Below are 23,781 nucleotides of genomic sequence, written 5' to 3'. Positions count from 1 at the left end.
CTGTCTAGGCACAGCACAACGCCTGGAGGCCTAACGATTGAGCGAGAAAAACACAAATAGGACCGAGCGAGCCGAGGCCTCGCCGGAAACTGAAGCGCGGGTAACACCGCACACGAGGCCTCGCGTTCGCCTGGAACCACGGAGGAGATAGACATGGAACATACGATGACGACGGAAAGCACGGGGAGCCATGGCTTTAGGGGCGCGAAGCTTCTGGTCTACGCGGCCGCGATCCTGCTTGTCGCGGAATTCATTGGCTCATTCACGTTCAGCGTCGGCCCCGGCAAAGTCGTCTTGCTGCCGATGGTCTGGGCGCTGCTGATTGGCGGCGCGCTGGGTCTCTTTTCCGAGCGCTGGAAGAGCGGCCTGCGTCTCGACATCAAAACGCAACTGCTCGCCGCAGCGGTCCTGCAGCCAGCGCTGCTTCTCTTCGTTTCGAAGCTCGGCTTAATGGTTGGAGGTGCGCTGCCGAAGCTCGCCGCCTCGGGGTGGGCATTGGCCTTTCAGGAACTTGGCCATTTCGTTGGGACCATTCTCCTCGGGCTGCCGCTGGCATTGCTTCTCGGCATTAAACGCGAAGCGATTGGCGCGACGTTTTCGGTTGGTCGAGAACCGAGCCTTGCCATCATCGGCGAAAAGTACGGAATGGACTCTGCCGAAGGGCGCGGCGTGCTTGCCGAATATCTGACCGGCACGGTATTCGGCGCGGTCTTCATCGCGATTTTTGCCGGCTTCATTGCAAGCCTCCACATCTTTCACCCGCTGGCGCTCGCCATGGGTTCGGGCGTGGGGTCGGGCAGCATGATGGCGGCGGCGTCCGGCGCCATCGCGGCGCAGCAGACGCCGGAAATGGCGAAGGACGTCATGACCTTCGCGGCGGCGAGCAATCTCATCACGACGACCGTCGGTACGTACTTCACGCTGTTCATCTCGCTGCCGATGGCGCTGTTCGGCTACCGCGTACTCGAGCCGCTCATCGGGCGCACGACGAGAGCGTCGAGTACCTCGAACGCCGCGGAGAATTCGCGCCCGAAGCTCGGAGACGTTCAGACCGAAGCGCCGGTTCTCGGCTACACGGGCAAGCTCGCGGCCTGGGTGTTCACCGCCGTGCTTTCGCTGGTCGCCGACTGGATCACGCACGGCACGACGCCGCTGCAAGGTTTGCCTGGCATGTGCTGCATGGTGCTTGCCACGGTCATTGGCGACCTGCTTGCCACGACGACGGGCAGAAAAATTCCCGCTGTCTGCTGGGTATCGATCGTCGCCATGTTCATGACCTCTCCGCTTTGCCCATGGGCTGCGCAGATCGCGGCACTGAGCGCAAAAAACGACTTCCTCGGCGTGACGACCCCCATGTTGACGTTTGCGGGCCTCTCCATTGCCAAGGACATCCCGGCATTCCGCAGGCTTGGCTGGCGCATTGTGCTGGTCTCGTTCGTCGCGAACGCCGGCACGTTCCTCGGCGCCGCGCTCGTTGCCCAGATCTTTCACGTTTGATTTTCGAAAGGCCCCGCGACAAGATCGGGGCCGACTCATTCACCATGGAACTTATTGCTGAAATCAAGGCGCACGCGTCCGAAATACAGGCGATTCGCCGGGACATTCATGCGTATCCGGAGGTCGGGTACGACGTATTCCGAACGTCGGATCTCGTGGCCAGTCTCCTCGAAAAGTGGGGCATCGCTGTCACGCGCCACGTCGGCAAAACGGGTGTGGTAGGAACGCTGCGGCGAGGCAACGGCAATCGTGCGATCGGTTTGCGGGCAGATATGGACGCGCTGCCCGTACAGGAATCGAACGAATTCGCGCATCGCTCCACGGTGCCCGGCGCGATGCATGCGTGTGGACACGACGGCCACACGGCGATGCTGCTCGGCGCGGCACAGCACCTTGCGAAGCATGGCGATTTCGACGGTACAGTCCAGTTCATTTTCCAGCCGGCGGAGGAAGCGGGCGCAGGCGCGCAGGCGATGATCGACGACGGGCTGTTCGAGCGTTTTCCGGTCGATGCGGTCTTCGGCGTTCATAACTGGCCGGGCGTGCCGGCGGGGCACTTCGCCGTTCGGCCGGGCCCCATCATGGCCTCGACCAGCCTCTTCAAGATCACGTTGCGTGGCGCGGGCTGTCACGGCGCGATGCCGCACCTGGGACGGGATCCTGTCATCGCCGCCGCGCATATGGTCACAGCGCTGCAAAGCATCCTGAGTCGCAACAAGAACCCCGTGGAATCGGCTGCGCTCTCTGTCACGCAGGTTCATGCCGGCGAGGCCCAGAATGTCGTCCCGACCGAGGCGTGGCTCGGCGGCACGGTGCGAACGTTCACCATCGAAGCGCTGGACCTGATCGAAACGAGACTTCGCGCCATTGCCACCGCCACGGCGACGGCCTTCGATTGCGAATGCGATATCGCGTTCAACAGAAACTATCCGCCCACGGTCAATGATGCTGAACAGACGGCGTTTGCCGTCGGCGTCATGCGCGATGTCGTGGGCGCCGAACGCGTCAACGCAACGGCAGAGCCGACTATGGCGGCCGAAGACTTCTCCTTCATGCTGCAGGCGAAGCCGGGCTGCTATGCCTTCATTGGCAATGGCACAGGCGATCATCGGGACATCGGCCATGGAGCGGGGCCGTGCCTGCTGCACAACAGCAGCTACGACTTCAACGACGAACTGCTGCCCGTAGGGTCGAGTTACTTCGTGACGCTCGTTGAGCGTTTCCTTGCCTGCACGCGCTGACTTCACTGTATCAAGCCGAGCGCTAGCGATACGCAAGTAAGGCACGCGTCGAGCGTGCCCTTCTTAGTTTCTCAGGCAGAAGCCGTCAAAGCAGCAAACGCCTTCTCGAGTCGCGCAAAGCCCTCGTCGATATCGGCGAAGGGGATCACCAGGGAAGGCGCGAATCGCAGGACATTGGGCCCGGCGTTCAGGAGCATCACACCTTCGCGCAATGCCGTGCTCACCAGTTCCGGCGCACGTCCTGCGAATTGGTCGCTCAACTCGGCACCAATCAATAATCCCAAGCTACGGAATTCCCGGAACATGCCCAGCCGCGAGTTAAGCGAGCGGAGCGAAGAAAGGAAGTAGTCGCTGCGTTCACGCACGCCTTTGAGAATATTTGGCTTGTTCACCAACTCGATGACTTTTCCGGCCACGGCAGCGCCAAGCGGATTGCCGCCGTACGTCGAGCCGTGCGAGCCGGCGGAGAGGTGGCTGGCAAGTGCGTCCGTGGTCAGCATCGCGCCAATCGGAAAGCCGTTGCCCAGCGACTTTGCTGTCGTGAGGATGTCGGGCGTTACACCATATTCCATATACGCGTACAGCGACCCAGACCTTCCTACGCCGATTTGCACCTCATCGAAAATGAGTGTGGCGCCATGCTCAGAGCACGACAGGCGCAACTGCTTGAGAAACTCCCAGCTCGCGGGATGAATTCCGCCTTCGCCTTGTACCGGTTCGACGATCACAGCGCACGTTTGCGGGCCGATTGCGCGCCGTGCCGCTTCGATATCGTTATAGGGGAGATGGGTGATACCCGCAGGAAGCGGGCCGAATCCCGTGGAGTACTTCGGCTGTCCTCCCACACTAACCGTGAATAGCGTACGGCCGTGGAAGGACTGCTGAAACGATACGATCTCGATCTTCTGCGCGTCGCCCGGAAAGCGGTCGTGGGCCACGCGTCGCGCGAGCTTGAGCGCCGCTTCGTTCGCTTCCGCACCCGAGTTCGCGAAGAACACCTTTGAGGCGAAAGTATCGTCGACGAGCCTTTCAGCCAGTTTCAGAACGGGCTCATTCGTGTAGACGTTGCTGACGTGCCAAATCTGATGTGCCTGCTCGACCAGAACCTTGACAATGTCCGGATGACTATGTCCCAGCGCCGTCACCGCGATCCCACCAGCAAGATCGATATATTCAGTGCCGGTCTGGTCCCACACCCGGGAGCCGTTGCCCTTGACCGGGATGACGTTGGTCGGGGAATAGACAGGAACGAGAACTCGATCGAATGTCTCGCGAGTTACAGACATGGGGGTATTCATTTGGGGATTGTGGTGATTTCAATTTGTTCAAGGATCGGCGTGGAACGAGCCGTGCTGAGGGCAGGGGGAGTTCCAGCTTGGGATACAGTTTGCCCCGACTCGGGTGAAGATCGCATCGAGAACAATCGCAAAATTGTTCGAATAAAGGCAACGCAGCGCACTGGATCCCCGCTCGTGCACCTCTGCGCTTCACATGGGTCTTGTGCAATGTCCGGCGGGAAATGCACGCGTCAACCTTTGAAATCGAGCCGGGAGTCAGCATTGAAAGGACGTCCGCAGCATACAGTGGGTGCCAGTGCTTCGCATTGGTGACCGTGCCCTGGCGTGAGAGACTTTGCTTGCAATGGGAAATGCCTCCGTGCCTTATCGGGCGGGGCTGAGCTCCAGATTGTGCTGTGCACCGCTGTAGGCACAAGTTTCCTTTTGTGAGCGGGACTGGCTGCCCGACTTCGCGCATCCGGCGACGGGCGTGGTAACTTCCAGGAATGCGATTTATTACGGCATCCTGAATGATGCGGCGTATCTAACCGGTGTATTGGCGAAACCCGACGAACAAGCCGAATGGCAGCAACGGGCCGCGCGCGTTCGCAGTTCGATCAACAAGCAGCTCTACAACGAACGGGCTTGATTCTACGCGCTGAGTGAGAGCCAGCTGTAGGCGCTCGCCCAGAACGCCAACGCGCTGGCTGTGCTGAACGGCGTGGCGTTGCCGGAGCGTGCGCGGCAGGTGCTGGCGAATGTGGCGACCGGATTGGCCAATGAGAACGGCCGCCTAGCATTCTCCAGCGACAGCGGGCGTCCTCCGGTCATTAGCCCGTTAGCGACCGAAGCCGAATTGCGTGCAAGATTGACCACCGGTGATACGAGCGGTGCGCTGAACCTGATTCAGGCGCTGTGGGGCAAGATGATTGCGCCGGGCGAGCACTATACCGGCACGACATGAGAGGCCATGAACGCAAACGGCGAGCCCGTCAGCCGCAAACGAGTCTGGCGCACGGGTGGTCATCGGGGCCGACCTCGGCGCTTTCGCAATACGTGCTGGGTATTCGCCCTGCGAGCCCGGGCTATGATCACTGGCACGTCAAGCCGCAAATCGGCGATCCGCGCTGGGCACAGGGTAGCGCGCCAACGCCGCATGGCGCCACCGCGGTGAAGTGGGGTATCGACGCACAAGGCGGGATTGCGATGCACGTCGACGTGCCGCAGGGCACGAGCGGCACCATTTCGGTTGCTCTCACACGCGGTGGTGTGCGCCTGAACGGCCAGACCGTGGCGACGTCCGCTGTTTCGGCGCTTGACCCGGACGGCGTACATAGCGATGGCCGTGCGTATGCCTATATCAATGACGTGGGGCCGGGCACTTACGACATCGAAGCCCGAAATTGACATGACATGGATCGGATATTAATCAGATCACGACCTGAAGCCCGCCTCGCAGCGGACTCCATGTTTTTCAGGCAGCGTTGACGCGTCAGAACTTGTGACGGATACCGAGCATCACTGCCGTCTGCGTATCCGTGCCGTTATAGCCAAACGAGCCGATCGATGCCTGGGCGCTCTGCCTCACGCCATCGACAAGCTGAGTGCCGTTTGCCTTCTGGTACGCGCCAACCGCGTAGATGTCCGTGCGCTTCGACAGCGAGTAGTCCGCGCCGATGCTGAACTGGTTATAGTGCGCGCTCGTATTGCCGCTCGCCGCCGTGTAGGCGTAGCCGACGCCAGCGATCAGTGCCGGGGTGAACTGGTACAGCGCGAATGCGCGACCGGTGTTGTATTTTTCCGTACCCGTGAACGCCGACCAGCCATCCGACTTGTACTGTGCATTGCTGTAATCCAGCCCCACCGTGAATGAACCGAGGACATACTGGCCGGACAGTTGTGCGATGCCGACCGACTTCGCCGTTTCATAGCCCTCGTTGATGGCGCTGTCGAAGAACGAATCGGCGGTCCCGCTCGACCATGACGAGCGCACGGCGCCGTCGTTGCTGCCGTTCGTCGCGAGCAGGTAGCCGCCGGCCAGCGAAAGACCGCCGGTCGAATATGACACGGCGCCACCGTAGGTGTAGCCCTGACCGGTCTGGCCCGCTACGCCGCTAAACGCGTACATGCCTTCGAATTGCAGGCCGTTGATATTGGGCGACGTGTACTTGACGGAATTGTTGAAGCGCGCGCTGTCGTCGTTGTTGTCGACGTCTCCCGGCGTGCCAAAGAAGCTCGCGAAATAATTGTCACCCGTGATCGGCTGCACCAGATCGACTTCCGGATCGTACTGGCGGCCGAGCGTCACGGTGCCCCACTTGTTGTCGCTCAGGCCAACGAATGCCTGGCGGCCGAACAGACGGCTTCCCTGTCCGCTCTTACCCGTGTTGACGTCGAACCCGCTTTCGAGCTGGAAGACGGTGGACAGACCGCCGCCCAGGTCTTCCGAGCCCTTCAGGCCAAAGCGTGAACCGCTCAGATTGCCGGAGCTCAGGCCGGTGAGGTTTGAACTGCCCGAAGCGTGATTGGCATACATCACGGCTTCATCGATCAAACCATAAAGGGTGACGCTGTTCTGCGCGTGAGCGACGCCCGAGATACCCGCGAGCGCGAGCGACATTGCACCAAGACTTATCTTTTTCATCTATTCCTCGACTGTTGTGTGTGACTGCCAGCACAGTCTAAGGATCGAGTCCTCGTGCCAAATTCATGTGTTGGTTACAATCCACCGGATTCTATTTATATTCATTTCAAGGAAAGCGCCTGCAATTTGCATGGACAACTCGTTCCAGAAAGACTCACCCCCGGTTATAGCGGGTGCAGACGATCAACGCGAACCTAGGAAAAGAAGTCTGGGAGATTTATTACGTAGTATTAAAAATAAGACGTAATTATCCGGAAGAAATCGGTGGAATCTTCGTCGTGAAATTGCTTGCTTCAGGCAACGGGGAAGCGTGTTGATAGATTCCGTCAATTTTCAATGTCCACGGTAATACATTATTTGAGTATGATGAATTTGCCACCAACAGGCGGCAATTCATCTTGTAATTCTCCTGCCCGCTTGCCTTGCAAGCGGGTTTTTTTTCGGTTCATGGGCTGTGCATGGCAACGGTTCCAAGGCCAATTCCATTTCCAGATAAACATGCATCCAGTTCGGAAAATTCTCATGGCTATCTGCGTTAGCGGGTTGCTGAGCCTGCAAGGTTGCGCCTCGACCCTGGGTAACGTCGTACTTGGGGCGGGCATCGGCGCGGTGGGTGTCGTCGGTGCGCTGGTTTGCGCGCTGGAATGTGGCGGGAAGTAAGGTTGCCGCCAGAGAGGATGCATCGCGATTCACGATAGCAGGTATCGAGAAAGAGGCGGATGGCTCACGGGGCAACCCTATAAATTTTGCTCAAACATTGACATGACGCGTAGCGCCGAGCAACGAAACAGGTTTCTGCTCGCCGAAGAATCGCTGACCTGACCGCGCCGCCGCCCACGGCCCGGCTAACAGGAGACAACCGTGTTCCCACCGATCAAACCTCCGAGCAATGTTCCCGGTAATGTAGCGAAAGGAATTTCGCTGCTGCTACATCTGCATAGTTGCCTGATCAGGTAGCCCCTGTCCCGAACGCCTCAACGCACTCCATACCGATTGACGAAGAGGCGTCGATCGCAACCACGAAGTACCGGCGATGATAAGAACGATGATGCGCGCTGTGCTGGAACTGGCGGATGTTCTGCATCGCCACGGCCCAGCCTATCGGGAGCTCACGGGTGCGGAGCCAGCGGAGGCTGCGCGCGACGAAGGCATCGAGCTTCAGGTAATCAAGTTGCCGGAGGCGAAAAAGGGCTTTGTGCTATTGCCCCGACGCTGGGTGGTTGAGCGCAGCTTTGGCTGGCTTAATCGCTTCCGACCAAGAAGGTCGCATCAATCGGAGCTGGGCGGCTCGATTCCGGTTTGTCGGAATCCGTTTGTTTCGATGAAGTCTGCCCATTCTTCGGGGTCCATTTCATCGCCCATCGCGTTCATGTCGTCCCGATCGCCAAACGCGACCACGCTAACGGTGAAAAACGGTTCCTCGCCGTCGTCGTCGTCCTCCACGTAGTCGGCTTCCTCAATGAAGATCTTTACGCCCTTGTCGTTTTCCCAGACAGAATAGCGCTGCGGACATTTCACACTCATTTATCAACCTCTTCGAGTCAGTTTGGATAGCCCCTACATGCAAAACGGCGAATGTAGGGAAGCGTTGCAGCGTCCGTTGCAGGCGCGCTTGAAGCGAATGATAACGCGCCGGCTCGTGGAGCTGGGTCACGCCAACAAGGCCAGAAAGACGGGGAGCCTCCCTTGCACGATATCGTGCAGGGCGATGCGGGCGCAATCTTGCCGCTCAACGCGACGCCTGCTGTGGAAGAGGTCATCAACTGCAGTTATACGGACTTCATCGCCTGAAGGGACCTGAGGTCGAGTGTCGCGTCGAAGGTTTCTCCGTCTACCTTGCGATAGCCGGGATCACCCAGATAGTTCAGCAACAAATTGACGCACACTGCCGCGGTCTTACCGAGTGCGTCGAGAGCCAGATCGCTTCGTACATCTTCCGGAAGCCGCTTCAGGAACCAACTTGTCGCTTGCCGTGCAGCAACATAGGACGAACTGAAGTGGTCGCCGTTGATAGCGAATCGCGGGAATCGGACTTAGCAGCCCGGTTCCCGCGATTCGCAGCCAGGCGATCGTTTAACCTGGCACTTCTTCTTTGCTTTCTCCTGCCATGAGCAAATGAGACCTCCGTTGATCTTTCAGGTCTGCGGGCCAGGCTAGAGAGAAACCAGGATCATGCGGTCAAGACAATGATCGGGCATCATTTTGTGCGATTGGTACCGTCCCCGCGCCTCTGTTGCAATTCATGGAGCTGCTGGTAGAGAAGAAGCGGAACAGTTCTGTGGCGGACGTCGTCAGTACTTTGGCTCTCATTGTCTCGTCGGGAATCCACTGTTCTAGTGCTTTCACTGTCCCTTCATAGTCGATCACGTGACGATGCTGCGTGTGAGGCCAATCGCTGCCCCATACAAGCCGTTCAGGTCCGAATGATTCGAGCAAAGCGGAACATAGGGCAACGCCACTTTCCGTGCCGCCCGAGTTCCCGGCGCTCCGATATGCCGCAGAAAGTTTGACCCACACCTTTCCACAGGATGCGGTGGATTTCAGATATCGAAAGCCGGAGTCATTAGCGCCGTGGCGTGCGTCTGGTCGTCCGAAATGATCGACGACAACCGTGCATCCGTGCTTGAGCAGCGGATCAAGAACCAATGGCAACTCAGCTGAATTCGCCTGTACTTCGACATGCCAGCGCAGAGCGTTCAAGCGCGAGAGGAGAAAGGACCATCGGCGCTCCCGGAAGTCCGGCAACGGCAAACCAATCAGATTCAGACGTGCACCGACAATGTTCGCGGCGTCAAGCGCTTCGAGATCGGCGTCCTCGATATTTGGCTCGACAACGGCCACACCGCGAAAGCGACGCGCAAAGCGCGCGCACACTGCACTGAGGAACGAATTATCTGTTCCGAGAAAGCTCGGCTGCACCAGTACGCCGTGCGACATACCGTGCGCTGCGAGTTGCGTGATGTATTGATCGAGCGTCGCGTCGTAGTCGGGTGCGTGACGGCGCCGTGCGGCGAGCGGAAGACCTTGCACAAAGATGTGCGCGTGCGAATCGATTCCCGTCGTGCGTGTCGTGTCTTCGTCGAGCCATGCAATGGACGTCGGCGAAAGACCAGCGAAGGCATCGGCTGAGATTGTGGGCTGGAAGCGGTCCATCGTTTGGAGTGCCTGAGTTCGGTTGACGCTGAGCGATGTGACGGTGAATAGACGGACAAACGCGCAGTGCGCTCAATTGCGTGACACGGCCGGCGCGTCGTTGCACGCGCCACTATGCTGGGGCGAGGTAACGAGCCGCCCCCGTGTATTGGGCAGCATCAGGGCGGCGACAACAACAAGGCCATAGGCGAGTCCCGCGTCGATACCGAGTGCGGCGCCCAGCGACATCGAGCTACTCATGTGGCCGATGAGCACCGGGAATCCGGCCGATACGATGCGGCCAAAGTTGTAGCAAAAGCCAACACCCGTGCCGCGCACGCCTTGAGGATACAGTTCGTTGAACAGCGCGCCGAGCGTTGCGGGAATGCCCGCCGAAAACAGGCCGAGCGGAAAGCTCAGGATCAGCATGGTGGTGTCGCTGATCGGCAGGAGCGTGTAGATATTGACCATCACCGCACAGCAGATGGCAAAGAGAATCACGTTCCAGCGTCGCCCGATGCGGTCCTGCAACCAGGCGCTCACGAAACAACCGACGATGAATGCCACGATGACGACCGCGAGATAACCGCCGGTGCCGAGCACCGAAAGATGGCGCTCGGTCTTGAGGTATGTCGGCAGCCAGGTGGTGATCGCGTGGTAGCCACCATGCGCACCCAGTCCGATCAGGCCGCCGACAAGGGTGGTACGGATCACGGCGGGATCGAAAATGCCCGCAGCGATGCTCAATGTGCTGCGCCGGGCGATGTCGTCGCGCCCCTTCTGGGGTTCGCGCGGCGGCTCGACCACATTGCGTCGCATGTAGAGGACAAGGAGGGCAGGCACCAGACCGATCGCAAACAGAACACGCCAGGCCCATTGAGGCGACACGAAGGAGAAGACCGCCATATAGAGCAGCACGGCGGCACCCCAGCCGAATCCCCATGCGCTCTGCACGATGCCCATCGCCTTGCCACGATGCCTGGGATTCATCGTTTCGCTGAGCAGAACCGCGCCAGCCGTCCACTCACCGCCAAAGCCAATACCTTGCAGTGCCTTCAATGCGAGAAGTTGCTCGAAGCTTTGGGCGAATGCACTCAGAAACGTGAAGAGCGAGAACCAGATCACGGTGATCTGCAAAGCGCGCACCCGGCCGACGCGATCGGACAGGATGCCAGCGAGTAATCCGCCGAGAGCGCCAGCCACGAGCGTGGCCCCGCCAATCAGCCCCGCCTGGCCTTTACTGATGCTCCATGTGGCGAGTAGTGACGGAATGACTAGGGAGAACACCTGCGTGTCAACTGCGTCGAGCGCCCATCCGCCAAAGCAGCTCCACAATGTTCGCTTTTCGACGGGCGTGATTTCGTGATACCAGCGCATGGTTGTCGTCTCCTGGTGCGTGCCGCGCGCGAAGGTCGATGGGCGGCCGCTGTTAATCGATTTGCAGCCATTCTAGGAAAGCCAGGATCGCGCGCATACTATGGAAATGTTGTTCTTTCATAATATTTTGATATGGAAAGCGGATAATGGAGTCGATACGTGTTCTGAAATACTTCCTGGCCATCGTGGATGCGGGAAGCGTCACAGGCGCGGCCGCCCAGCTCGGCATGGCGCAGCCCGCACTCAGCCAGGCGATCACGCGACTCGAAACGGATTTGGGGGTGAAGCTGCTAGCCCGTACACGCCGTGGCGCTGCGCTCACGCCCGCCGGTGAAGCGATCGCCGAAGATATTCGCGTGAGCGTTTCACGGCTCGATGCGGCGGAAAAGAGGGCGCGCGATATTGGCGCCCAGCGTGGCGGCAGGCTGATCATCGGCTTCGCGTCTGCGGCGCTTTTTCAGGTCATGCCCAAGGCAATCGCTGCATTGCGTGCAGCGGTCCCGAATGTCGAACTAACGTTACGCGAAATGAGCAATGCAGAGCAGGCCAGCTCTCTCGAAACCGGCGAAATCGACATTGGTTTGCTCCATACGCCGGTTGCGGTGCGTGGCCAGATGCGCGAGAAGCTAATCGTGCGCGAGAAGTTGCTGGCAGTCGTGCAGGCGTCGCATCCTCTGGGCGCAGATGGCAAGCTTGGCCTTGCGGACCTCGCGCGTATCGGTCTGGTGTGGTTTCCCCACGGACAACTTCCCGTGGTGCGAGCCGGTATTCTCAGTGCGTTCCGCAAGTTTGGTTGCGAAGCCAACATTGTTCAGGACGCAAATCGATCACTGACGGTGCTTGCGTGCGTTGCTGCCGGCTGTGGTGCTTCGCTGTTGCCGGAGTCCGTCAAGGCTATCCAGTTCGAAGGAGTGCGCGTGTGCGAGGTTCGTGAGGAGAATGTACTGCCACTCTTCGAGCTGAGTGCAATCTGGCCGCATCGATCCAGACCAACGCTAGCTGACAAGTTTGCAGCGCTGCTAGGTCCGTAAATAATCTGGCAGTTATAGCAATAGCGCCGCCATGTGCCGGCATACGGAAGATAATAGGGAACAGCATGTCCATCGAAGCCGATCTGCATATCGCCGAAATTCCGCACGAATCCGGCGGCATCAAATTCCGTTACTCACGGATGATGTCCGCCGATAAGACCCGCTGGATCCGGCACGGCCTCTTCTCCGCCTTTCACGAGAATGGCACGTTGACCTCGGAAGGGCACTATGCCCACGGCAAGGAAGAGGGCGTGTGGCGGGATTTTCACGAAAACGGCCAGTTGGCTGCCGAAGGCAACTATGTCGGTGGCGAGCAATCCGGGCTTTGGCGATATTGGAGCGCGGATGGTGCCGAGGAGCGCACCGAGCGCTTCGGTAATTAAGCGCAACGCGCGCCTGACGGCGCGCTGCCTTGCGCTGAAACGGTGACCGGACTATAACCGTAATTTCGCGGCTGCTCTGCAGGGCGCTGGCCAGCGGCCCAAACTTTGGCAACGCGTCGGCGATCGCCTGGGTGTCATTTACTGATGGACGTTGCGGCGGATCTTCAGTGGCAGGTCGAGCGTACGGATCGCGTGCAGGCGCTCGATGTGGGCTAGTACGGCTTTGGCGCTCGGCCCGCCGGGTGACTCGAGACCTGGCCAGCAATCGTGCCTGCATCAAATTGCTCGCGCACGTCAGTAGTTCGGAGTGCTTCGAACTTACACTCGACGCCATCGTCAGCTACGGGAATTTTCTGTGCGACACCAATCGTCTGCAAGGGAATCGCGGCGCACAACCGAAGTGGCGATTCACATGCCGGGTAGTTTCGGCGCTACGATCTACGGGGAGAACGAGCATAGCCTGCATTTGTGGGCGGCGCTGCCCGGTTGGAGCGCTTCGATCAAACTCGCCAAGGCGATTTTCTAGCAGGACTTGATTCTCGCGCCCAGAGCAGTGTTTCACCGAATCTGCTGGGGACGTCGCCGTGGTGTCGTTTCAATGTTGGCTATCTCGGCGACAGCGACAGGCACTTGAGTCGAGCGCTCGATGCGCTTCGTGGCGGGTGATGCTTGCCCGCCCACCAGGCTCGCGCCGTTACAGGATCAGGTCGCGGATGGCTTCGCCCACGCCTGTCGCCGACTGCGGGTTTTGCCCCGTGACGAGCATGCCGTCGACCGCGACAGTGCACGTCCATTCGACGCCAGCCTGCATCTCAGCGCCGCGTTGTGCGAGCGTGCTGGACAAGAGGAACGGTACGACCTGCGTCAGGCCGACGGCTTCTTCTTCAGCGTCGGTGAATGCGGCGACTTTGCGTCCCGCGACGAGGTAGCTGCCGTCGCTTAACGTGACATTCACGAGCGCCGCCGGGCCATGGCAGACCGCGCCCACGACGCCACCCGCTTCCCATATCTGGCGGGTCTTTTCGTTGACAGCCGCGCTTGTCGGGAAGTCCCACATGGCGCCGTGGCCGCCTGCGAAGAAAATTGCGGAATAGATGCCTGCATCGACATCTGCAAGCGCCTTCGACTGCGCTATGGCCGCGCGAAACTGCGCGTCCTTCCAGTAACGGGCGTTGAACGGATCGTCGAGATCGAGGCCGTCTACGGGTGGCTCGCCGCCCTTGATCGACGCAAATGCGACCGCGATACCTGCGGCTTCTAGCACTGCGAGCGGATGCGTCACTTCCGACAGGTAGAAGCCCGTCGGCTCGCCGCCTTCGCCTTTGCTGCCGTGACTGGTCATTACAAAAAGTACAGGTTTCATCGTGCTGCCGATAAGAGAGAAATGACTTTGGACCGCACGGTATTAGCGTGCATCTTCGCCCGTGTAATGCGGATAATCGGTATAACCGCGCGCGTTGCCGCCGTAGTATGTGCTCTGATCGACCTTTGCGATCGCCCAGCCATGCCGCAGGCGTTCGACGAGATCCGGATTCGCGATATAGGGCGCTCCGAACGCCGCGAGATCGATGGTGCCATTGCCGATCATCGCGCTGGCTTTGCGGTAGTCGAGGCCGCCCGCCAGGATCAGCGTGCCGCGATACGTCTCGCGGAAGCGTTCGAGAAAACCCTCTGGCATCGCAGGTGCACCGCGGCTGGCCTGATCCATGATGTGGACGTAAGCGATGCCCCGCGCGCCCAGTTCGCGGGCGAGATAGAGAAACGTTTCGGCTTCGCCTTCGAAGTCGCCGAGTTCGTGAAGGCGGCCAAACGGCGAGAGCCGGATGCCAACGTGTTCGCGGCCGATTCGCGCGATGCACGCGTCCACGACGTCGAGCGCAAAGCGCGCGCGGTTTTCCACGCTATCGCCGCCATACGCATCGGTGCGGTCGTTCACAGCGCCGTTGATGAACTGCTCGACCAGATAGCCGTTCGCGCCGTGGATTTCCACGCCGTCGAAGCCTGCGGCCACGGCGTTGTGCGCCGCAGTGGCGAAATCCTCGATCACGCGCGGGATTTCTTCGAGCGTGAGCGCATGAGGCTTGCTCGCAGTCACGAACGCGGCCTTGCCCGCTTCGTCGTAGCCGAACGCCGAGCTTTTCGCTGCCTGCACCGAGGTCGAGCTGACCGGCTGCGCGCCGCCCGGCTGCAGCGACACGTGGCTCATGCGGCCAACGTGCCAGATCTGCGTGAAGATCGTGCCACCGAGGTCGTGAACGGCATCGGTGACGTGGCGCCACGCCGCGACCTGCGCGTCGTTCCAGAGTCCGGGGCAATCGACGAAACCATTGCCTTCGGGGCTGATCGGTGTGCCCTCCGTAACGATCAGCCCGGCGCTCGCGCGTTGCACGTAATAGCGGACGGTTTCCTCGTTGGGCAGATGGTCCGGCGCGCGCGCACGCGTCATCGGCGCCATCACCACGCGGTTGCGTAGCGGCCGGCCAGAGAGATCGTAGGCGTCGAAAAGTGTCGTCATGGTGCGTCCTTCATGTTCAGCGGTATGCAGCGGCGTGAGCGCGTTATCGCGCGTGCTCGCTTCCGAGACGTAAATTGTGACGCTGCCGGATTCCTTTTCCTAGCTAGTGCAATGGAATATCATTTGTGAATCAATTTCTGCAATCAGAGACAGCATGGACAGTCGAAGCGGAGAAATGCGGGTGTTCTCGCGAGTTGTCGAAACCGGGAGCTTTTCGGCGGCGGGCAAGACCTTGGGGTTAACGCCTTCGGCGGTCAGCAAGGTGATTAGCCGGCTCGAAGCACGGCTTGGCGTGCTGCTTTTTCAGCGCTCCACGCGACATCTCGCAGTGACGACGGAAGGTCGGATCTTTTACGACAACTGTGTGCGTATCCTCGACGATATCGACGAAGCCGAGCAGGGTATCGCCGAAGGCATCACGGCGCCGCATGGCGTGCTACGCATCAACGTGTCGATTCCGATGGGCACGCATTACATCGTGCCGTTGATCCCGCTCTTTACTGCGCGTTATCCGGGCATTCGGGTGGATCTGTCGTTGACGGACGCCGTGGTCGATCTGCAGCGCGAACGTGTGGATGTGGCGGTGCGCACCGGCCCGTTGTCGGATGCTAATTTCCACGCGCGAAAACTGGGATCGACGGGGCGCGCGGTCGTGGCGGCACCCAGCTATCTGGAAGCGCACGGAATTCCGCAGGCGCCGGAGGATCTCGCGGGCCACCGCTGTTTCAACTTCAATTTCAGACGGTCGATGGATGAATGGCCGTTTCGCATCGATGGACGCACGTTTCACTTTCCCGTGCGCGGCGACGTCCTCACCAACAACGGCGCGACGATGCGCCAGCTTACGCTGGCGGGTCTCGGCATCAGCCGGTTGGGCCTCTTTCACATCAAGGACGATCTTGCTTCGGGGAGGCTTGTCGAATTGCTGGCGGCCTACAATCCCGGCGATATCGAAGATATTCACGTGATCTTCAGCAACCAGCGTCATATGACGGCGCGCGTGCGCGTGTTTATCGATTTTCTCGTCGAAACGCTGAGCCCCGCATTGCAGACCTGAGTGAAGGCCTTAATGAACGCGCAGGGCCGATTCTATTATCACGCCGCGTGATATCACAAATCGCGAATGCGGATTGGACGCGCCAGCCGATAAAGAACAAGCTTGCCGCTGGCTGCATGAGCTTGCAGCGCGCGTTGCTTCAGGCTTTCTCGTCGGCGGTCTGCATCTGACTGGCGCGAATATACGAATGCTCCGTGCTGCGAATATGGGCGCGTAATTCCGTGCAGGCCTTCTTCGCGTTGCCCTCGCGGATCAACTGCATGATGTGCGCGTGCGTGTCCTGGCAGGAGTCGACGGACGCGTCGGCGATCGAGAGGCGCGCGCGCAGCGCATGGATCTTGTCGGCGACCAGTTGATATGCCTGCTGCAAATAGCCGTTGCCGCACGCCGCGACGATGGCGCCGTGGAACGCGGCGTCGTGATCGCGTGCACGTCCGTCGCCTGCGTCCTTCGCGTTTTCGGCGCTTGCGTCATGCGTATCGGCCAGGGCGCGCGCCAACGCCAGCGTGAGCGTGGCGGTATCGGCTTTCATCGCCAGTTCCAGCGCCGACGATTCGATGATCTCGCGAAAGCGGCAGATCTCGCGAACCTGTTCCTCGGTCGGCTGAAACACGTAGGTGCCCGATTGCGGCTGCACTTCCACCAGCCCTTCCAGCTTCAACTGCAGCAGCGCTTCGCGCACTGGCGTCTTGCTCACGCCGAGTTGACCGGCCAGCACGCTCTCCGATAGCTGGCTGCCAAACGCAAGATGGCCATCGACGATCGCGCGCCGGATGCTTTCTTTCGCAATAGTCGTGAGGGACTTCGGGCGTTCCCCCAGTTTTTCGATACTCATGGTCAGCCAGTGGCAGTGGGCAGGGTAATCGGCAGGCGACGAAGGCGATGCCGTGTTGGGGACTCGGGCGACCTGCAACGCGGCAAACCGCTGGTTACGTCATCCGTATTGAGCCGAAATATACCATGCCCCCTTGTGGCATTGAGATCTGCAATCTAAGATATCAGTTGTCGACGGCGGATTCCATGCGATTCGGCGCACGGCACCGAAGAAGTCAAACGAAGAAGTCAAACGAGAAAGACAGATCGGAGGAGATGGGTAATGCAGGAGATCAAAACGACGCTGACGCACGGCTGGATCGGTGCGCTGCTCGCGGGCGCCGCGTTGCTGGCGGCAGGTGGCGCCCATGCCGCACAGGATAAACAGCCAGTCCAGAGCGCACAGCAAACGCCCGCCGTGCCGAAACTTGAGGTCGTGGCGCAATGGAACCGCTTGCCGTATGACCTCGGCGATCCGAAGGCCGAGCAGGCTTACGACGCCAACGCCACCTACAAGAAAGTGCTGCTGCAAGGCGTGAAGCTCGATTCGAAGGGCAACATGTACGTGAGCACGGCGCGCTGGGGCGGCCCTGAAGTGCCAGCGACGCTGTCGAAGCTGGTGAAGAAAGACGGTCAATGGGTGCTGCAGCCGTTCCCGAGCCTCGCGATGAACAAGGTGGGCGATCCACAGGCGTTGCAATCTGTGCTCGGCTTCGAGATCGATCGCAACAACGTCATGTGGATTCTCGACCAGGGCCATATAGCCGGCCAGCCTTCTGCGCCCGGCGCGGAAAAGCTCGTGCTCTGGGACCTCAAGACGAATCGCGAACTGCAGAGCTATACCTTTAGCGACGCCGATTCGGACAAGAAGTGCTCGTTCCTCAACGATGTGGTTGTCGATAACGATCGCGACTTCGCCTACATCACCGATTCGGGGATTTTCTGCGACCACCTGCACGGCGGCCTGATCGTCTACGACCGCAAGCACAATCGCGCGCGCCGCGTGCTCGACCAGAGCGTTTTCACCACGGACGAAGCGGGCTTTCAATTCCGCATCGATAACCAGAACGTGCTGAGCAAGACGCCGATGCGCACCGGTGCCGATGGCATTGCGCTTTCCGGCGACAAGAAAACGCTCTACTGGACCAATCTGTCCGGCCACACGCTGTATTCGCTCGACACGGCCTTGCTGCGCGACTTCGATACGAGCGAATCGGCGCTGCGCACTGCGGTCAAACGCGTCGCCACCTTGCCGTCGAACACCGATGGCATGATCGCCGACCGCGCGGGCAATCTCTACATGACGGCGCTGGAAATGAACGGCCTCATGTATCGCGATGCAAAGACCGGCAAGATTTCGACCTACGTGATTCATCCCGAGATGGTCTGGCCCGACACGCTGAGCTGGGGCCCGGACGGCAATCTCTATGTGGTCGCGGGCCATCTGAATCTGTGGGTCGACAACGCTATGGATTTCGATCATCCCGCTGTGCCGAATTTCCGCATCTGGAAGGTTCAGGCACACGGGCGCAGCTATAGCGCGCAATGATGCGCCAGCCCTTTATTTGCAGGCGAATCAATCGTCAGTGAAGCGGGGCGTGCGGCCGGAGCCCGGTCGCGCGCGCCCAGGCAAACTCGCGCGCGTTCGTGGTGAATTCGCGTGCAGTCATGGAGGCAAGGGTGGAAAGCAGAAGTCTGGAAGCGGATCACGAAATGCGTCGCAAGCGCGTGGTCGTGATCGACGATGGTTACGGATCGTATGCAACGGAGCAGCGGATTCTCGCGGAGGTCGGCGCCGATGTCGTGGTGCTGCCGTGCCGTGGCGACGCGGCCCGCGTGCGCGAAGCGGCGATCGACGCCGATGCGCTGCTGGTGCGCGAATCGCCCGTCGACGCGATGGCAATGGCGGCAATGCAGCGCTGCCGCGCGATCGTGCGTTATGGCATCGGCGTCGATAACGTCGATCTCGCCGCGGCGCGCGAGAAGCGCATCTATGTGGCGAACGTGCCCGATTACGGTGTGGAAGAGGTCAGCGATCAGGCGCTCGCGCTCCTGATGGCCGTCGCGCGCCATACCGTGCGCCGCGACCGCGCAGTGCGCAACGGCGCATGGAATGTTTCGCGCGAGCAGAAGATGTATCGCATCGGCGGGCGCACGCTGGGTCTGGTCGGTTATGGGCGCATTGCGCGTGCGTTCGAGCGCAAGATGCGCGGCATGGGCGTCGCGCGCGTGCTGGTGCACGATCCTTTTCTCGATCCGGCGCAGGCGCACGGTGTCGAATGCGTCGATCTGGATACGCTTTGCGCGCAAAGCGATTACATCTCTCTGCATTCGCCGCTGACGCCCGATACACGCAAGCTCATCAACGCGCCGCGTCTAGCGCGTATGAAGCCGACGACGATCCTCGTAAATACCGCACGCGGCGGTCTGATCGACGAAAGCGCGCTGATCGATGCGTTGCAGTGTGGTGCGATTTTCGGCGCGGGTCTTGACGTATTCGAAAGCGAACCGCCGCGCGCCGATCATCCGCTATTCGCGTGTGAAAACGCCGTGCTGTCCGATCACACCGGTTGGTATTCGGAAGATTCGGTCGCCGAGTTGCAGACCAAGGCGGCGCAGGAAGTGGCGCGCGTGCTCGGCGGCGAGCAACCGAAGCATTGGGTCAATCCGTGGAGCGTCGCGTAACGCGGGCGCATTCACGAGGCAAGACGGCAGCGCCGACGTGGTTCACGTGGCCGTTGTGTTCGAATCATTTAGTCATGCTACTGAAAGCATTGAAAAAAGGAGTGGAATAGATGGAACTGCAAGCCCTTATCAGCGGATTCGAAAAAGTGGCGACGGCCTCGGTGGCCGACGCCGTGGATCTGATCGCGGGACGCCGCGGCTATATGGATCAGACAATCAAGCCGCGCATCAATGAACGGAAGATCGTCGGTCCGGCCGTGACGATTCTCGAAGCCCCGACGCACGAGAAGGTGCCGCCGCAGCACGCGCTCGACGCCATCGACGAATCGGCCGAAGGCAGCGTGATCGTGATCGGCATTTACGGCGAGCAGAATGTGGCGGTGTGGGGCGGTCTGATGACGGCGGGCGCGGTGGCCAATCGTCATGCAGGTGCGATTCTCGACGGCGGCGTGCGCGATATCACCGAAATCCGCCGTGATTATGATTTCCCGGTCTATTCGCGTTCGGTTTCGCCGGGCACGACCGTGGGTCGCTTCACGACGCTTGCGGCAAATATCGAGGTCGAATGCGGTGGCGTGAAGGTCAATCCCGGCGACATTATCGTTGCCGATATCGACGGTGTCGTGGTGGTGCCGCGCGAGCATGCCGAAGCCGTGCTCAAGATGTCGGAAGAGATCGATGCACGCGAACTGGAGCAGGCGCGTCTGATCATCGGCGAAAAATCGCTGCGCAAGGGGCTGGCTAAATATGGCCGCATCTGAGGTCAACAAGATTCCGCCCGCGATCCTTGCGCTTGGCGAGCCGATGATCGAATTCAATCAGTCGGCCGGCAACGATGCGCGCCAGTTCCTGCAGGGTTTTGGCGGCGACACGTCGAACTTCTGCGTGGCCGCCGCGCGACAAGGCGCAAGCGTCGGCTATGTGACGCGCGTGGGCGACGATGCGTTCGGCAGGTTGTTTCTCGATCTGTGGCGAGAAGAGAGCGTGGATGTGCAGGGCGTGGCCGTTGATGCCCAGGCGTATACCGGCGTCTATTTCGTGACGCACGATGCGCGTGGCCACGCGTTCAGCTATCTGCGCAAGGACTCGGCGGCAAGCCAGATGTCACCGCAGACGCTGCCACTCGAGTTGCTCGCGCGTGCGCGTCTTTTGCACGTTTCGGGCATTTCGCAGGCCATCAGCGCGAGCGCCTGCGATGCCGTGTTCGAGGCGATCGCGCATGCGCGGCGCGCCGGCGCGACGATCTGCTACGACCCGAATGTACGCCTGAAGCTCTGGCCGCTGGCGCGCGCGCGTGCCGTGATCGAAGCCACCGCGGGTGAGGTCGATTACCTTCTGCCGAGTCTCGAAGACGCACAGACGCTCACGGGTCTCGTCGATGCGGAGGAGATCGTCGCGCATTATCTTGCGCTCGGTGTGCGCACCGTCTGCCTGAAGATGGGCCGCGACGGCGTGCTGGTCGCGCGTGGGGTGCAGCGCACGCGCATTCTGGGCCATGCAGTCAGCGTGGTCGATGCCACTGGCGCGGGCGACTGTTTCGATGGCGCGTTCGTCGCGCGTCTCGCGGCAGGCGATGCGCCCGAAGTGGCAGCACGTTACGCCAACGCCGCAGCGGCACTGTCGACGCAAGGCTTCGGTGCGGTCGCGCCGATTCCGCGCCCCGACGCCGTAGCCGCACGGCTTCGAACCTGATCAGCAGCAAGGACCGTAGCGCGCTGCTGGTGCGCTGCGGTCCTCATATCGTCAACGAAAAAACAGCAACACAAGCTGGACAGAGGTGAGGAGACACCCATGAACACCGCCATGAAGACCGATGCCGAGCTCGAAAAGCGCACCATGAGCAAGGTCACACGCAGGCTGATGCCGTTTCTGATCCTGCTGTATTTCTTCGCGTTTCTCGATCGCGTCAACGTTGGCTTTGCCGCGCTCACCATGAATCGCGATCTGGGCTTGAGCGCTTCGTTATTCGGTTGGGGCGCTGGAATTTTCTTTATCGGCTATTTTCTGTTCGAAGTGCCAAGCAATCTGGCGCTTGCGAAAACAGGGGCGCGTATCTGGCTTGCGCGCATCATGATCACGTGGGGCATTGTCTCGGCATGCGGCGCTTTCGTAAAAGGACCGGCGAGTTTCATGACTCTGCGCTTCATTCTGGGCGCGGCTGAAGCGGGCTTCTTTCCTGGCGTGATTCTCTATCTCACGTTCTGGTTTCCGTCGCGTTATCGTGCACAGATTATCGGGCTGTTCATGCTCGCCAATCCGGTATCGACTGCGCTGGGTTCGATTGTTTCGGGTTTCATTCTGCGCATGGACGGCCTGCTTGGCGTGGCGGGCTGGCAGTGGCTCTTCATCCTCGAAGGACTGCCATCGGTGGTGATGGGGGTCGTGACGCTGCGCTATCTTTGCGATGCGCCTGCGAAAGCGCGCTGGCTCGACGATAGCGAACGCAACTGGCTCGACACGCAGATTCGCAGCGAAGCCGCCGAGCGCGCCCGCAAGCACAAGCTTTCGCTCGGGCAAACGCTCGCGAATCCGCATGTACTGCTGCTGGGCGCGGTCTATTTCCTGATCGTGACGGCCAATAACGGTCTCGTGCTCTGGCAGCCGCAGATCATGAAAGCACTGGGGCTGGCCGAACATTGGGTCGGACCTGTGAATGCGATTCCGTTCGTGGTGGGCGCGATCACGATGCTGGTGTGGGGGCGTCTGGCCGACCGGCGCGGCAAATATCGCATCGATCTGGCTTGCGCCTGTACGGTTGCTGCGGCGGGTCTGGCGCTCGCAGCGTCATCTGCGCAACCGCTCGTGGTGATCGCGGGACTTGTGCTGGCTGCAGTCGGCGGCTATGGCGCGCTGCCCGCATTCTGGGCGTTGCCGACAACCTTTCTGTCCGGCACGGCAGCGGCGGCCGGTATCGCGCTGGCAAACTCGATCGGTAATCTCGGTGGTTTTGCGGGGCCTTATGTGATCGGCTATGTGCGTGCGACGACTTCCGGCTACGGCTATGGCCTCGCGATTCTCGCCATTGCCGCGCTGCTCGCGGGGCTGATCGGACTGTGCGCGCGCGGCCCGGTCAGCGCGGAGGATGCAGAGGCTTTCGATAGCCCGCTTGATGCGCGGGCGCACCGCACTCCGGGCGGTCATCGATGAAACCGCACACGCCACGCACCTCACGTGCGGTGGCGTTATTGTCCAGGCTTCGCGCGCTCAACGCCCCGCGACAGGACCGAGCCTGGCGGCGATCGTGCGGCAGGCCGCGAGCAGCGGCTCGATGTAGTGGCGTTGCGCGTCGGCTTCGCGGCGGAACATCGGCATGCTGATGCTGATGCAGCCCGCCGCGCGCCCGTCCGCGCCGCGAATCGCCGCGCCGTAGCACCAGATCGACTGCTCGTTTTCCTCGCGGTCTTCCGCATAGCCGCGTTCGGCCGTGAGCTCGATTTCGCTGCGAATCGCATCGAGATCGGTCATCGTGTGTTCCGTGAAGCGCGTGCGCGGCGCGCGTTCGAGTAACGGTTCGCGCTCGGCGGGCGTGAGCGTCGCGAGCCACGCCTTTCCGACCGAACTCGACGTCAGCGAGACGCGCGTGCCGATGCGCGACGCCATTCGCACCGCATGCGGGCTTTCCAGCTTCTCGATGTAGACCATCGCGCCGTCGCTCGGCACCGCGAGATGCACGGTTTCGGACGTGACGTTGCGCAGCTCCATGAGCGCATCCACGGCGGCGATGCGCAGATCGGAGCGCTCCCAGCTACGGCTGGCGAGATTGACGAGGCGCGCTCCCAACGCGAAGGTATTGCCGCCGCCTTGCGCCACGACGAGACCTTCGGCCTGCAAGGCCGCGACGATGCGATGCACGGTCGGGCGCGGATAACCGCTGGCCGTTGCGAGCTTCGCGATATTGGGCGGCGTTTCAGCGTCGGCGATCAGTTGCAGGACGGCGATGAACTTCGAGAACGCGGCGGCGCCTGCCACCGCCGTGGTGGCGGTGCTGCCCGAGGCGGCGGTGGGAGCGGGCGAATTGGGCTTGGTGGAAATCGACATCGGAAGCGGGCGGGCGAACGGGCTTATCAGGCGCGGGCATCAGGTCGCGCCATTATGCCCCAAAGCGGACGGCCGAAATTTCGTGCCGCCC

The 23,781-nt window shown here is 60.8% G+C and carries 22 protein-coding genes and 1 pseudogene; 13 read left to right on the top strand and 10 right to left on the bottom strand.

The features are described from left to right. Nucleotides 1-153: 153 nt before the first annotated feature. Both U5A67_RS36765 and U5A67_RS36760 read left to right on the top strand, forming a co-directional pair. Complete coding sequence (locus U5A67_RS36765; protein WP_321818187.1) at nucleotides 154-1,497, top strand: DUF3100 domain-containing protein; 1,344 nt, start codon at nucleotides 154-156, stop codon at nucleotides 1,495-1,497. Between the two features lie 44 nt (nucleotides 1,498-1,541). Continuing rightward, nucleotides 1,542-2,738: a M20 aminoacylase family protein gene (locus tag U5A67_RS36760; protein WP_321818210.1), complete on the top strand. Its 1,197-nt coding sequence runs from the start codon at nucleotides 1,542-1,544 to the stop codon at nucleotides 2,736-2,738. Between the two features lie 71 nt (nucleotides 2,739-2,809). Here U5A67_RS36760 and astC read toward each other — a convergent pair whose 3' ends face one another. Next, complete coding sequence (astC, locus tag U5A67_RS36755) at nucleotides 2,810-4,024, bottom strand: acetylornithine/succinylornithine family transaminase (RefSeq protein WP_415768167.1); 1,215 nt, start codon at nucleotides 4,022-4,024, stop codon at nucleotides 2,810-2,812. A 700-nt stretch (nucleotides 4,025-4,724) separates the two neighbouring features. Here astC and U5A67_RS36750 point away from each other — a divergent pair. Next, on the top strand, nucleotides 4,725-4,979 hold the full coding sequence (locus U5A67_RS36750; protein WP_321818185.1) for a hypothetical protein: 255 nt from the start codon (nucleotides 4,725-4,727) through the stop codon (nucleotides 4,977-4,979). Beyond that, nucleotides 4,976-5,422 carry an alpha-L-rhamnosidase C-terminal domain-containing protein gene (locus tag U5A67_RS36745; protein ID WP_321818184.1) on the top strand — a complete coding sequence of 149 codons (447 nt, stop codon included), beginning with the start codon at nucleotides 4,976-4,978 and terminating at the stop codon, nucleotides 5,420-5,422. The genes U5A67_RS36750 and U5A67_RS36745 overlap by 4 nt, the downstream gene beginning before the upstream one ends. Nucleotides 5,423-5,507: 85 nt before the next feature. Here the strand turns inward: U5A67_RS36745 and U5A67_RS36740 are convergent, their stop codons facing one another. After that, the gene (locus tag U5A67_RS36740; protein WP_321818183.1) at nucleotides 5,508-6,659 is read right to left on the bottom strand and encodes a porin; all 1,152 of its coding nucleotides are present in this window, start codon (nucleotides 6,657-6,659) and stop codon (nucleotides 5,508-5,510) included. Nucleotides 6,660-7,052: 393 nt separating this feature from the next. Then, on the bottom strand, nucleotides 7,053-7,352 hold the full coding sequence (locus U5A67_RS36735; protein WP_321959799.1) for a hypothetical protein: 300 nt from the start codon (nucleotides 7,350-7,352) through the stop codon (nucleotides 7,053-7,055). Nucleotides 7,353-7,770: 418 nt separating this feature from the next. Here U5A67_RS36735 and U5A67_RS36730 point away from each other — a divergent pair. After that, nucleotides 7,771-7,914 (top strand): annotated as a pseudogene (locus U5A67_RS36730) (transposase); the annotation flags it as partial. 14 nt (nucleotides 7,915-7,928) lie between these two features. Here the strand turns inward: U5A67_RS36730 and U5A67_RS36725 are convergent. The 3 genes from U5A67_RS36725 to U5A67_RS36715 form a co-directional block, all read right to left on the bottom strand. Then, on the bottom strand, nucleotides 7,929-8,183 hold the full coding sequence (locus U5A67_RS36725) for a hypothetical protein (protein ID WP_321959800.1): 255 nt from the start codon (nucleotides 8,181-8,183) through the stop codon (nucleotides 7,929-7,931). A 654-nt stretch (nucleotides 8,184-8,837) separates the two neighbouring features. After that, the gene (locus U5A67_RS36720; protein ID WP_321818181.1) at nucleotides 8,838-9,812 is read right to left on the bottom strand and encodes an amidohydrolase family protein; all 975 of its coding nucleotides are present in this window, start codon (nucleotides 9,810-9,812) and stop codon (nucleotides 8,838-8,840) included. A 72-nt stretch (nucleotides 9,813-9,884) separates the two neighbouring features. Beyond that, nucleotides 9,885-11,168, bottom strand: coding sequence for an MFS transporter (locus U5A67_RS36715; RefSeq protein ID WP_321818180.1), 1,284 nt, complete (start codon nucleotides 11,166-11,168; stop codon nucleotides 9,885-9,887). A gap of 146 nt (nucleotides 11,169-11,314) precedes the next feature. Here U5A67_RS36715 and U5A67_RS36710 point away from each other — a divergent pair, with 146 nt between their 5' ends. Then, a complete protein-coding gene (locus tag U5A67_RS36710) occupies nucleotides 11,315-12,199 on the top strand; it encodes a LysR family transcriptional regulator (RefSeq protein ID WP_321818179.1) in 885 nt (294 codons plus the stop codon). Between the two features lie 65 nt (nucleotides 12,200-12,264). Further along, nucleotides 12,265-12,582 carry a hypothetical protein gene (locus U5A67_RS36705; RefSeq protein WP_321818178.1) on the top strand — a complete coding sequence of 106 codons (318 nt, stop codon included), beginning with the start codon at nucleotides 12,265-12,267 and terminating at the stop codon, nucleotides 12,580-12,582. Nucleotides 12,583-13,276: 694 nt separating this feature from the next. Here the strand turns inward: U5A67_RS36705 and U5A67_RS36700 are convergent. Further along, complete coding sequence (locus tag U5A67_RS36700; RefSeq protein WP_321818177.1) at nucleotides 13,277-13,945, bottom strand: type 1 glutamine amidotransferase domain-containing protein; 669 nt, start codon at nucleotides 13,943-13,945, stop codon at nucleotides 13,277-13,279. A 42-nt stretch (nucleotides 13,946-13,987) separates the two neighbouring features. After that, the gene (locus tag U5A67_RS36695; protein ID WP_321818176.1) at nucleotides 13,988-15,097 is read right to left on the bottom strand and encodes an alkene reductase; all 1,110 of its coding nucleotides are present in this window, start codon (nucleotides 15,095-15,097) and stop codon (nucleotides 13,988-13,990) included. Nucleotides 15,098-15,251: 154 nt separating this feature from the next. Between U5A67_RS36695 and U5A67_RS36690 the strand changes: the two genes are divergently transcribed. Next, the gene (locus U5A67_RS36690; protein ID WP_321818175.1) at nucleotides 15,252-16,154 is read left to right on the top strand and encodes a LysR family transcriptional regulator; all 903 of its coding nucleotides are present in this window, start codon (nucleotides 15,252-15,254) and stop codon (nucleotides 16,152-16,154) included. A 139-nt stretch (nucleotides 16,155-16,293) separates the two neighbouring features. Here the strand turns inward: U5A67_RS36690 and U5A67_RS36685 are convergent, their stop codons facing one another. Next, the gene (locus U5A67_RS36685; protein WP_321818174.1) at nucleotides 16,294-16,989 is read right to left on the bottom strand and encodes a GntR family transcriptional regulator; all 696 of its coding nucleotides are present in this window, start codon (nucleotides 16,987-16,989) and stop codon (nucleotides 16,294-16,296) included. Nucleotides 16,990-17,250: 261 nt separating this feature from the next. Between U5A67_RS36685 and U5A67_RS36680 the strand changes: the two genes are divergently transcribed. The 5 genes from U5A67_RS36680 (at nucleotide 17,251) to U5A67_RS36660 (ending at nucleotide 22,799) form a co-directional block, all read left to right on the top strand. Next, a complete protein-coding gene (locus U5A67_RS36680; RefSeq protein WP_321818173.1) occupies nucleotides 17,251-18,516 on the top strand; it encodes an L-dopachrome tautomerase-related protein in 1,266 nt (421 codons plus the stop codon). 131 nt (nucleotides 18,517-18,647) lie between these two features. Next, nucleotides 18,648-19,652 carry a C-terminal binding protein gene (locus U5A67_RS36675; protein ID WP_321818172.1) on the top strand — a complete coding sequence of 335 codons (1,005 nt, stop codon included), beginning with the start codon at nucleotides 18,648-18,650 and terminating at the stop codon, nucleotides 19,650-19,652. A gap of 110 nt (nucleotides 19,653-19,762) precedes the next feature. Next, nucleotides 19,763-20,413 carry an RraA family protein gene (locus U5A67_RS36670; RefSeq protein ID WP_241024398.1) on the top strand — a complete coding sequence of 217 codons (651 nt, stop codon included), beginning with the start codon at nucleotides 19,763-19,765 and terminating at the stop codon, nucleotides 20,411-20,413. Then, nucleotides 20,400-21,344 (top strand): sugar kinase, encoded by a 945-nt coding sequence (locus tag U5A67_RS36665; RefSeq protein WP_321818171.1) that lies wholly within the window; start codon nucleotides 20,400-20,402, stop codon nucleotides 21,342-21,344. The genes U5A67_RS36670 and U5A67_RS36665 overlap by 14 nt, the downstream gene beginning before the upstream one ends. A gap of 99 nt (nucleotides 21,345-21,443) precedes the next feature. After that, entirely contained in the window at nucleotides 21,444-22,799 is a 1,356-nt protein-coding gene (locus U5A67_RS36660) for an MFS transporter (RefSeq protein ID WP_321818170.1), read from the top strand. Between the two features lie 57 nt (nucleotides 22,800-22,856). On the opposite strand, the gene U5A67_RS36655 is transcribed toward U5A67_RS36660, so the two are convergent. Next, a complete protein-coding gene (locus U5A67_RS36655; RefSeq protein ID WP_321818169.1) occupies nucleotides 22,857-23,690 on the bottom strand; it encodes an IclR family transcriptional regulator in 834 nt (277 codons plus the stop codon). Between the last annotated feature and the right edge of the window lie 91 nt (nucleotides 23,691-23,781).

This window comes from Paraburkholderia sp. J69-1 (assembly GCF_905220255.1).
Lineage (GTDB): Bacteria > Pseudomonadota > Gammaproteobacteria > Burkholderiales > Burkholderiaceae > Paraburkholderia.
Note: the sequence above shows the minus strand (reverse complement) of the source record. Positions and strands in the feature narration are given on the sequence as shown.

What these genes read in the sequence shown, in the direction of transcription:
- U5A67_RS36765 (WP_321818187.1), top strand. Translation starts at nt 154, where the DNA reads ATGGAACATACGATGACGACGGAAAGCACGGGGAGCCATGGCTTTAGG.
- U5A67_RS36760 (WP_321818210.1), top strand. Translation starts at nt 1,542, where the DNA reads ATGGAACTTATTGCTGAAATCAAGGCGCACGCGTCCGAAATACAGGCG.
- astC (WP_415768167.1), bottom strand. Translation starts at nt 4,024, where the DNA reads ATGTCTGTAACTCGCGAGACATTCGATCGAGTTCTCGTTCCTGTCTAT.
- U5A67_RS36745 (WP_321818184.1), top strand. Translation starts at nt 4,976, where the DNA reads ATGAGAGGCCATGAACGCAAACGGCGAGCCCGTCAGCCGCAAACGAGT.
- U5A67_RS36740 (WP_321818183.1), bottom strand. Translation starts at nt 6,659, where the DNA reads ATGAAAAAGATAAGTCTTGGTGCAATGTCGCTCGCGCTCGCGGGTATC.
- U5A67_RS36725 (WP_321959800.1), bottom strand. Translation starts at nt 8,183, where the DNA reads ATGAGTGTGAAATGTCCGCAGCGCTATTCTGTCTGGGAAAACGACAAG.
- U5A67_RS36720 (WP_321818181.1), bottom strand. Translation starts at nt 9,812, where the DNA reads ATGGACCGCTTCCAGCCCACAATCTCAGCCGATGCCTTCGCTGGTCTT.
- U5A67_RS36715 (WP_321818180.1), bottom strand. Translation starts at nt 11,168, where the DNA reads ATGCGCTGGTATCACGAAATCACGCCCGTCGAAAAGCGAACATTGTGG.
- U5A67_RS36710 (WP_321818179.1), top strand. Translation starts at nt 11,315, where the DNA reads ATGGAGTCGATACGTGTTCTGAAATACTTCCTGGCCATCGTGGATGCG.
- U5A67_RS36705 (WP_321818178.1), top strand. Translation starts at nt 12,265, where the DNA reads ATGTCCATCGAAGCCGATCTGCATATCGCCGAAATTCCGCACGAATCC.
- U5A67_RS36700 (WP_321818177.1), bottom strand. Translation starts at nt 13,945, where the DNA reads ATGAAACCTGTACTTTTTGTAATGACCAGTCACGGCAGCAAAGGCGAA.
- U5A67_RS36695 (WP_321818176.1), bottom strand. Translation starts at nt 15,097, where the DNA reads ATGACGACACTTTTCGACGCCTACGATCTCTCTGGCCGGCCGCTACGC.
- U5A67_RS36690 (WP_321818175.1), top strand. Translation starts at nt 15,252, where the DNA reads ATGGACAGTCGAAGCGGAGAAATGCGGGTGTTCTCGCGAGTTGTCGAA.
- U5A67_RS36685 (WP_321818174.1), bottom strand. Translation starts at nt 16,989, where the DNA reads ATGAGTATCGAAAAACTGGGGGAACGCCCGAAGTCCCTCACGACTATT.
- U5A67_RS36680 (WP_321818173.1), top strand. Translation starts at nt 17,251, where the DNA reads ATGCAGGAGATCAAAACGACGCTGACGCACGGCTGGATCGGTGCGCTG.
- U5A67_RS36670 (WP_241024398.1), top strand. Translation starts at nt 19,763, where the DNA reads ATGGAACTGCAAGCCCTTATCAGCGGATTCGAAAAAGTGGCGACGGCC.
- U5A67_RS36665 (WP_321818171.1), top strand. Translation starts at nt 20,400, where the DNA reads ATGGCCGCATCTGAGGTCAACAAGATTCCGCCCGCGATCCTTGCGCTT.
- U5A67_RS36660 (WP_321818170.1), top strand. Translation starts at nt 21,444, where the DNA reads ATGAACACCGCCATGAAGACCGATGCCGAGCTCGAAAAGCGCACCATG.
- U5A67_RS36655 (WP_321818169.1), bottom strand. Translation starts at nt 23,690, where the DNA reads ATGTCGATTTCCACCAAGCCCAATTCGCCCGCTCCCACCGCCGCCTCG.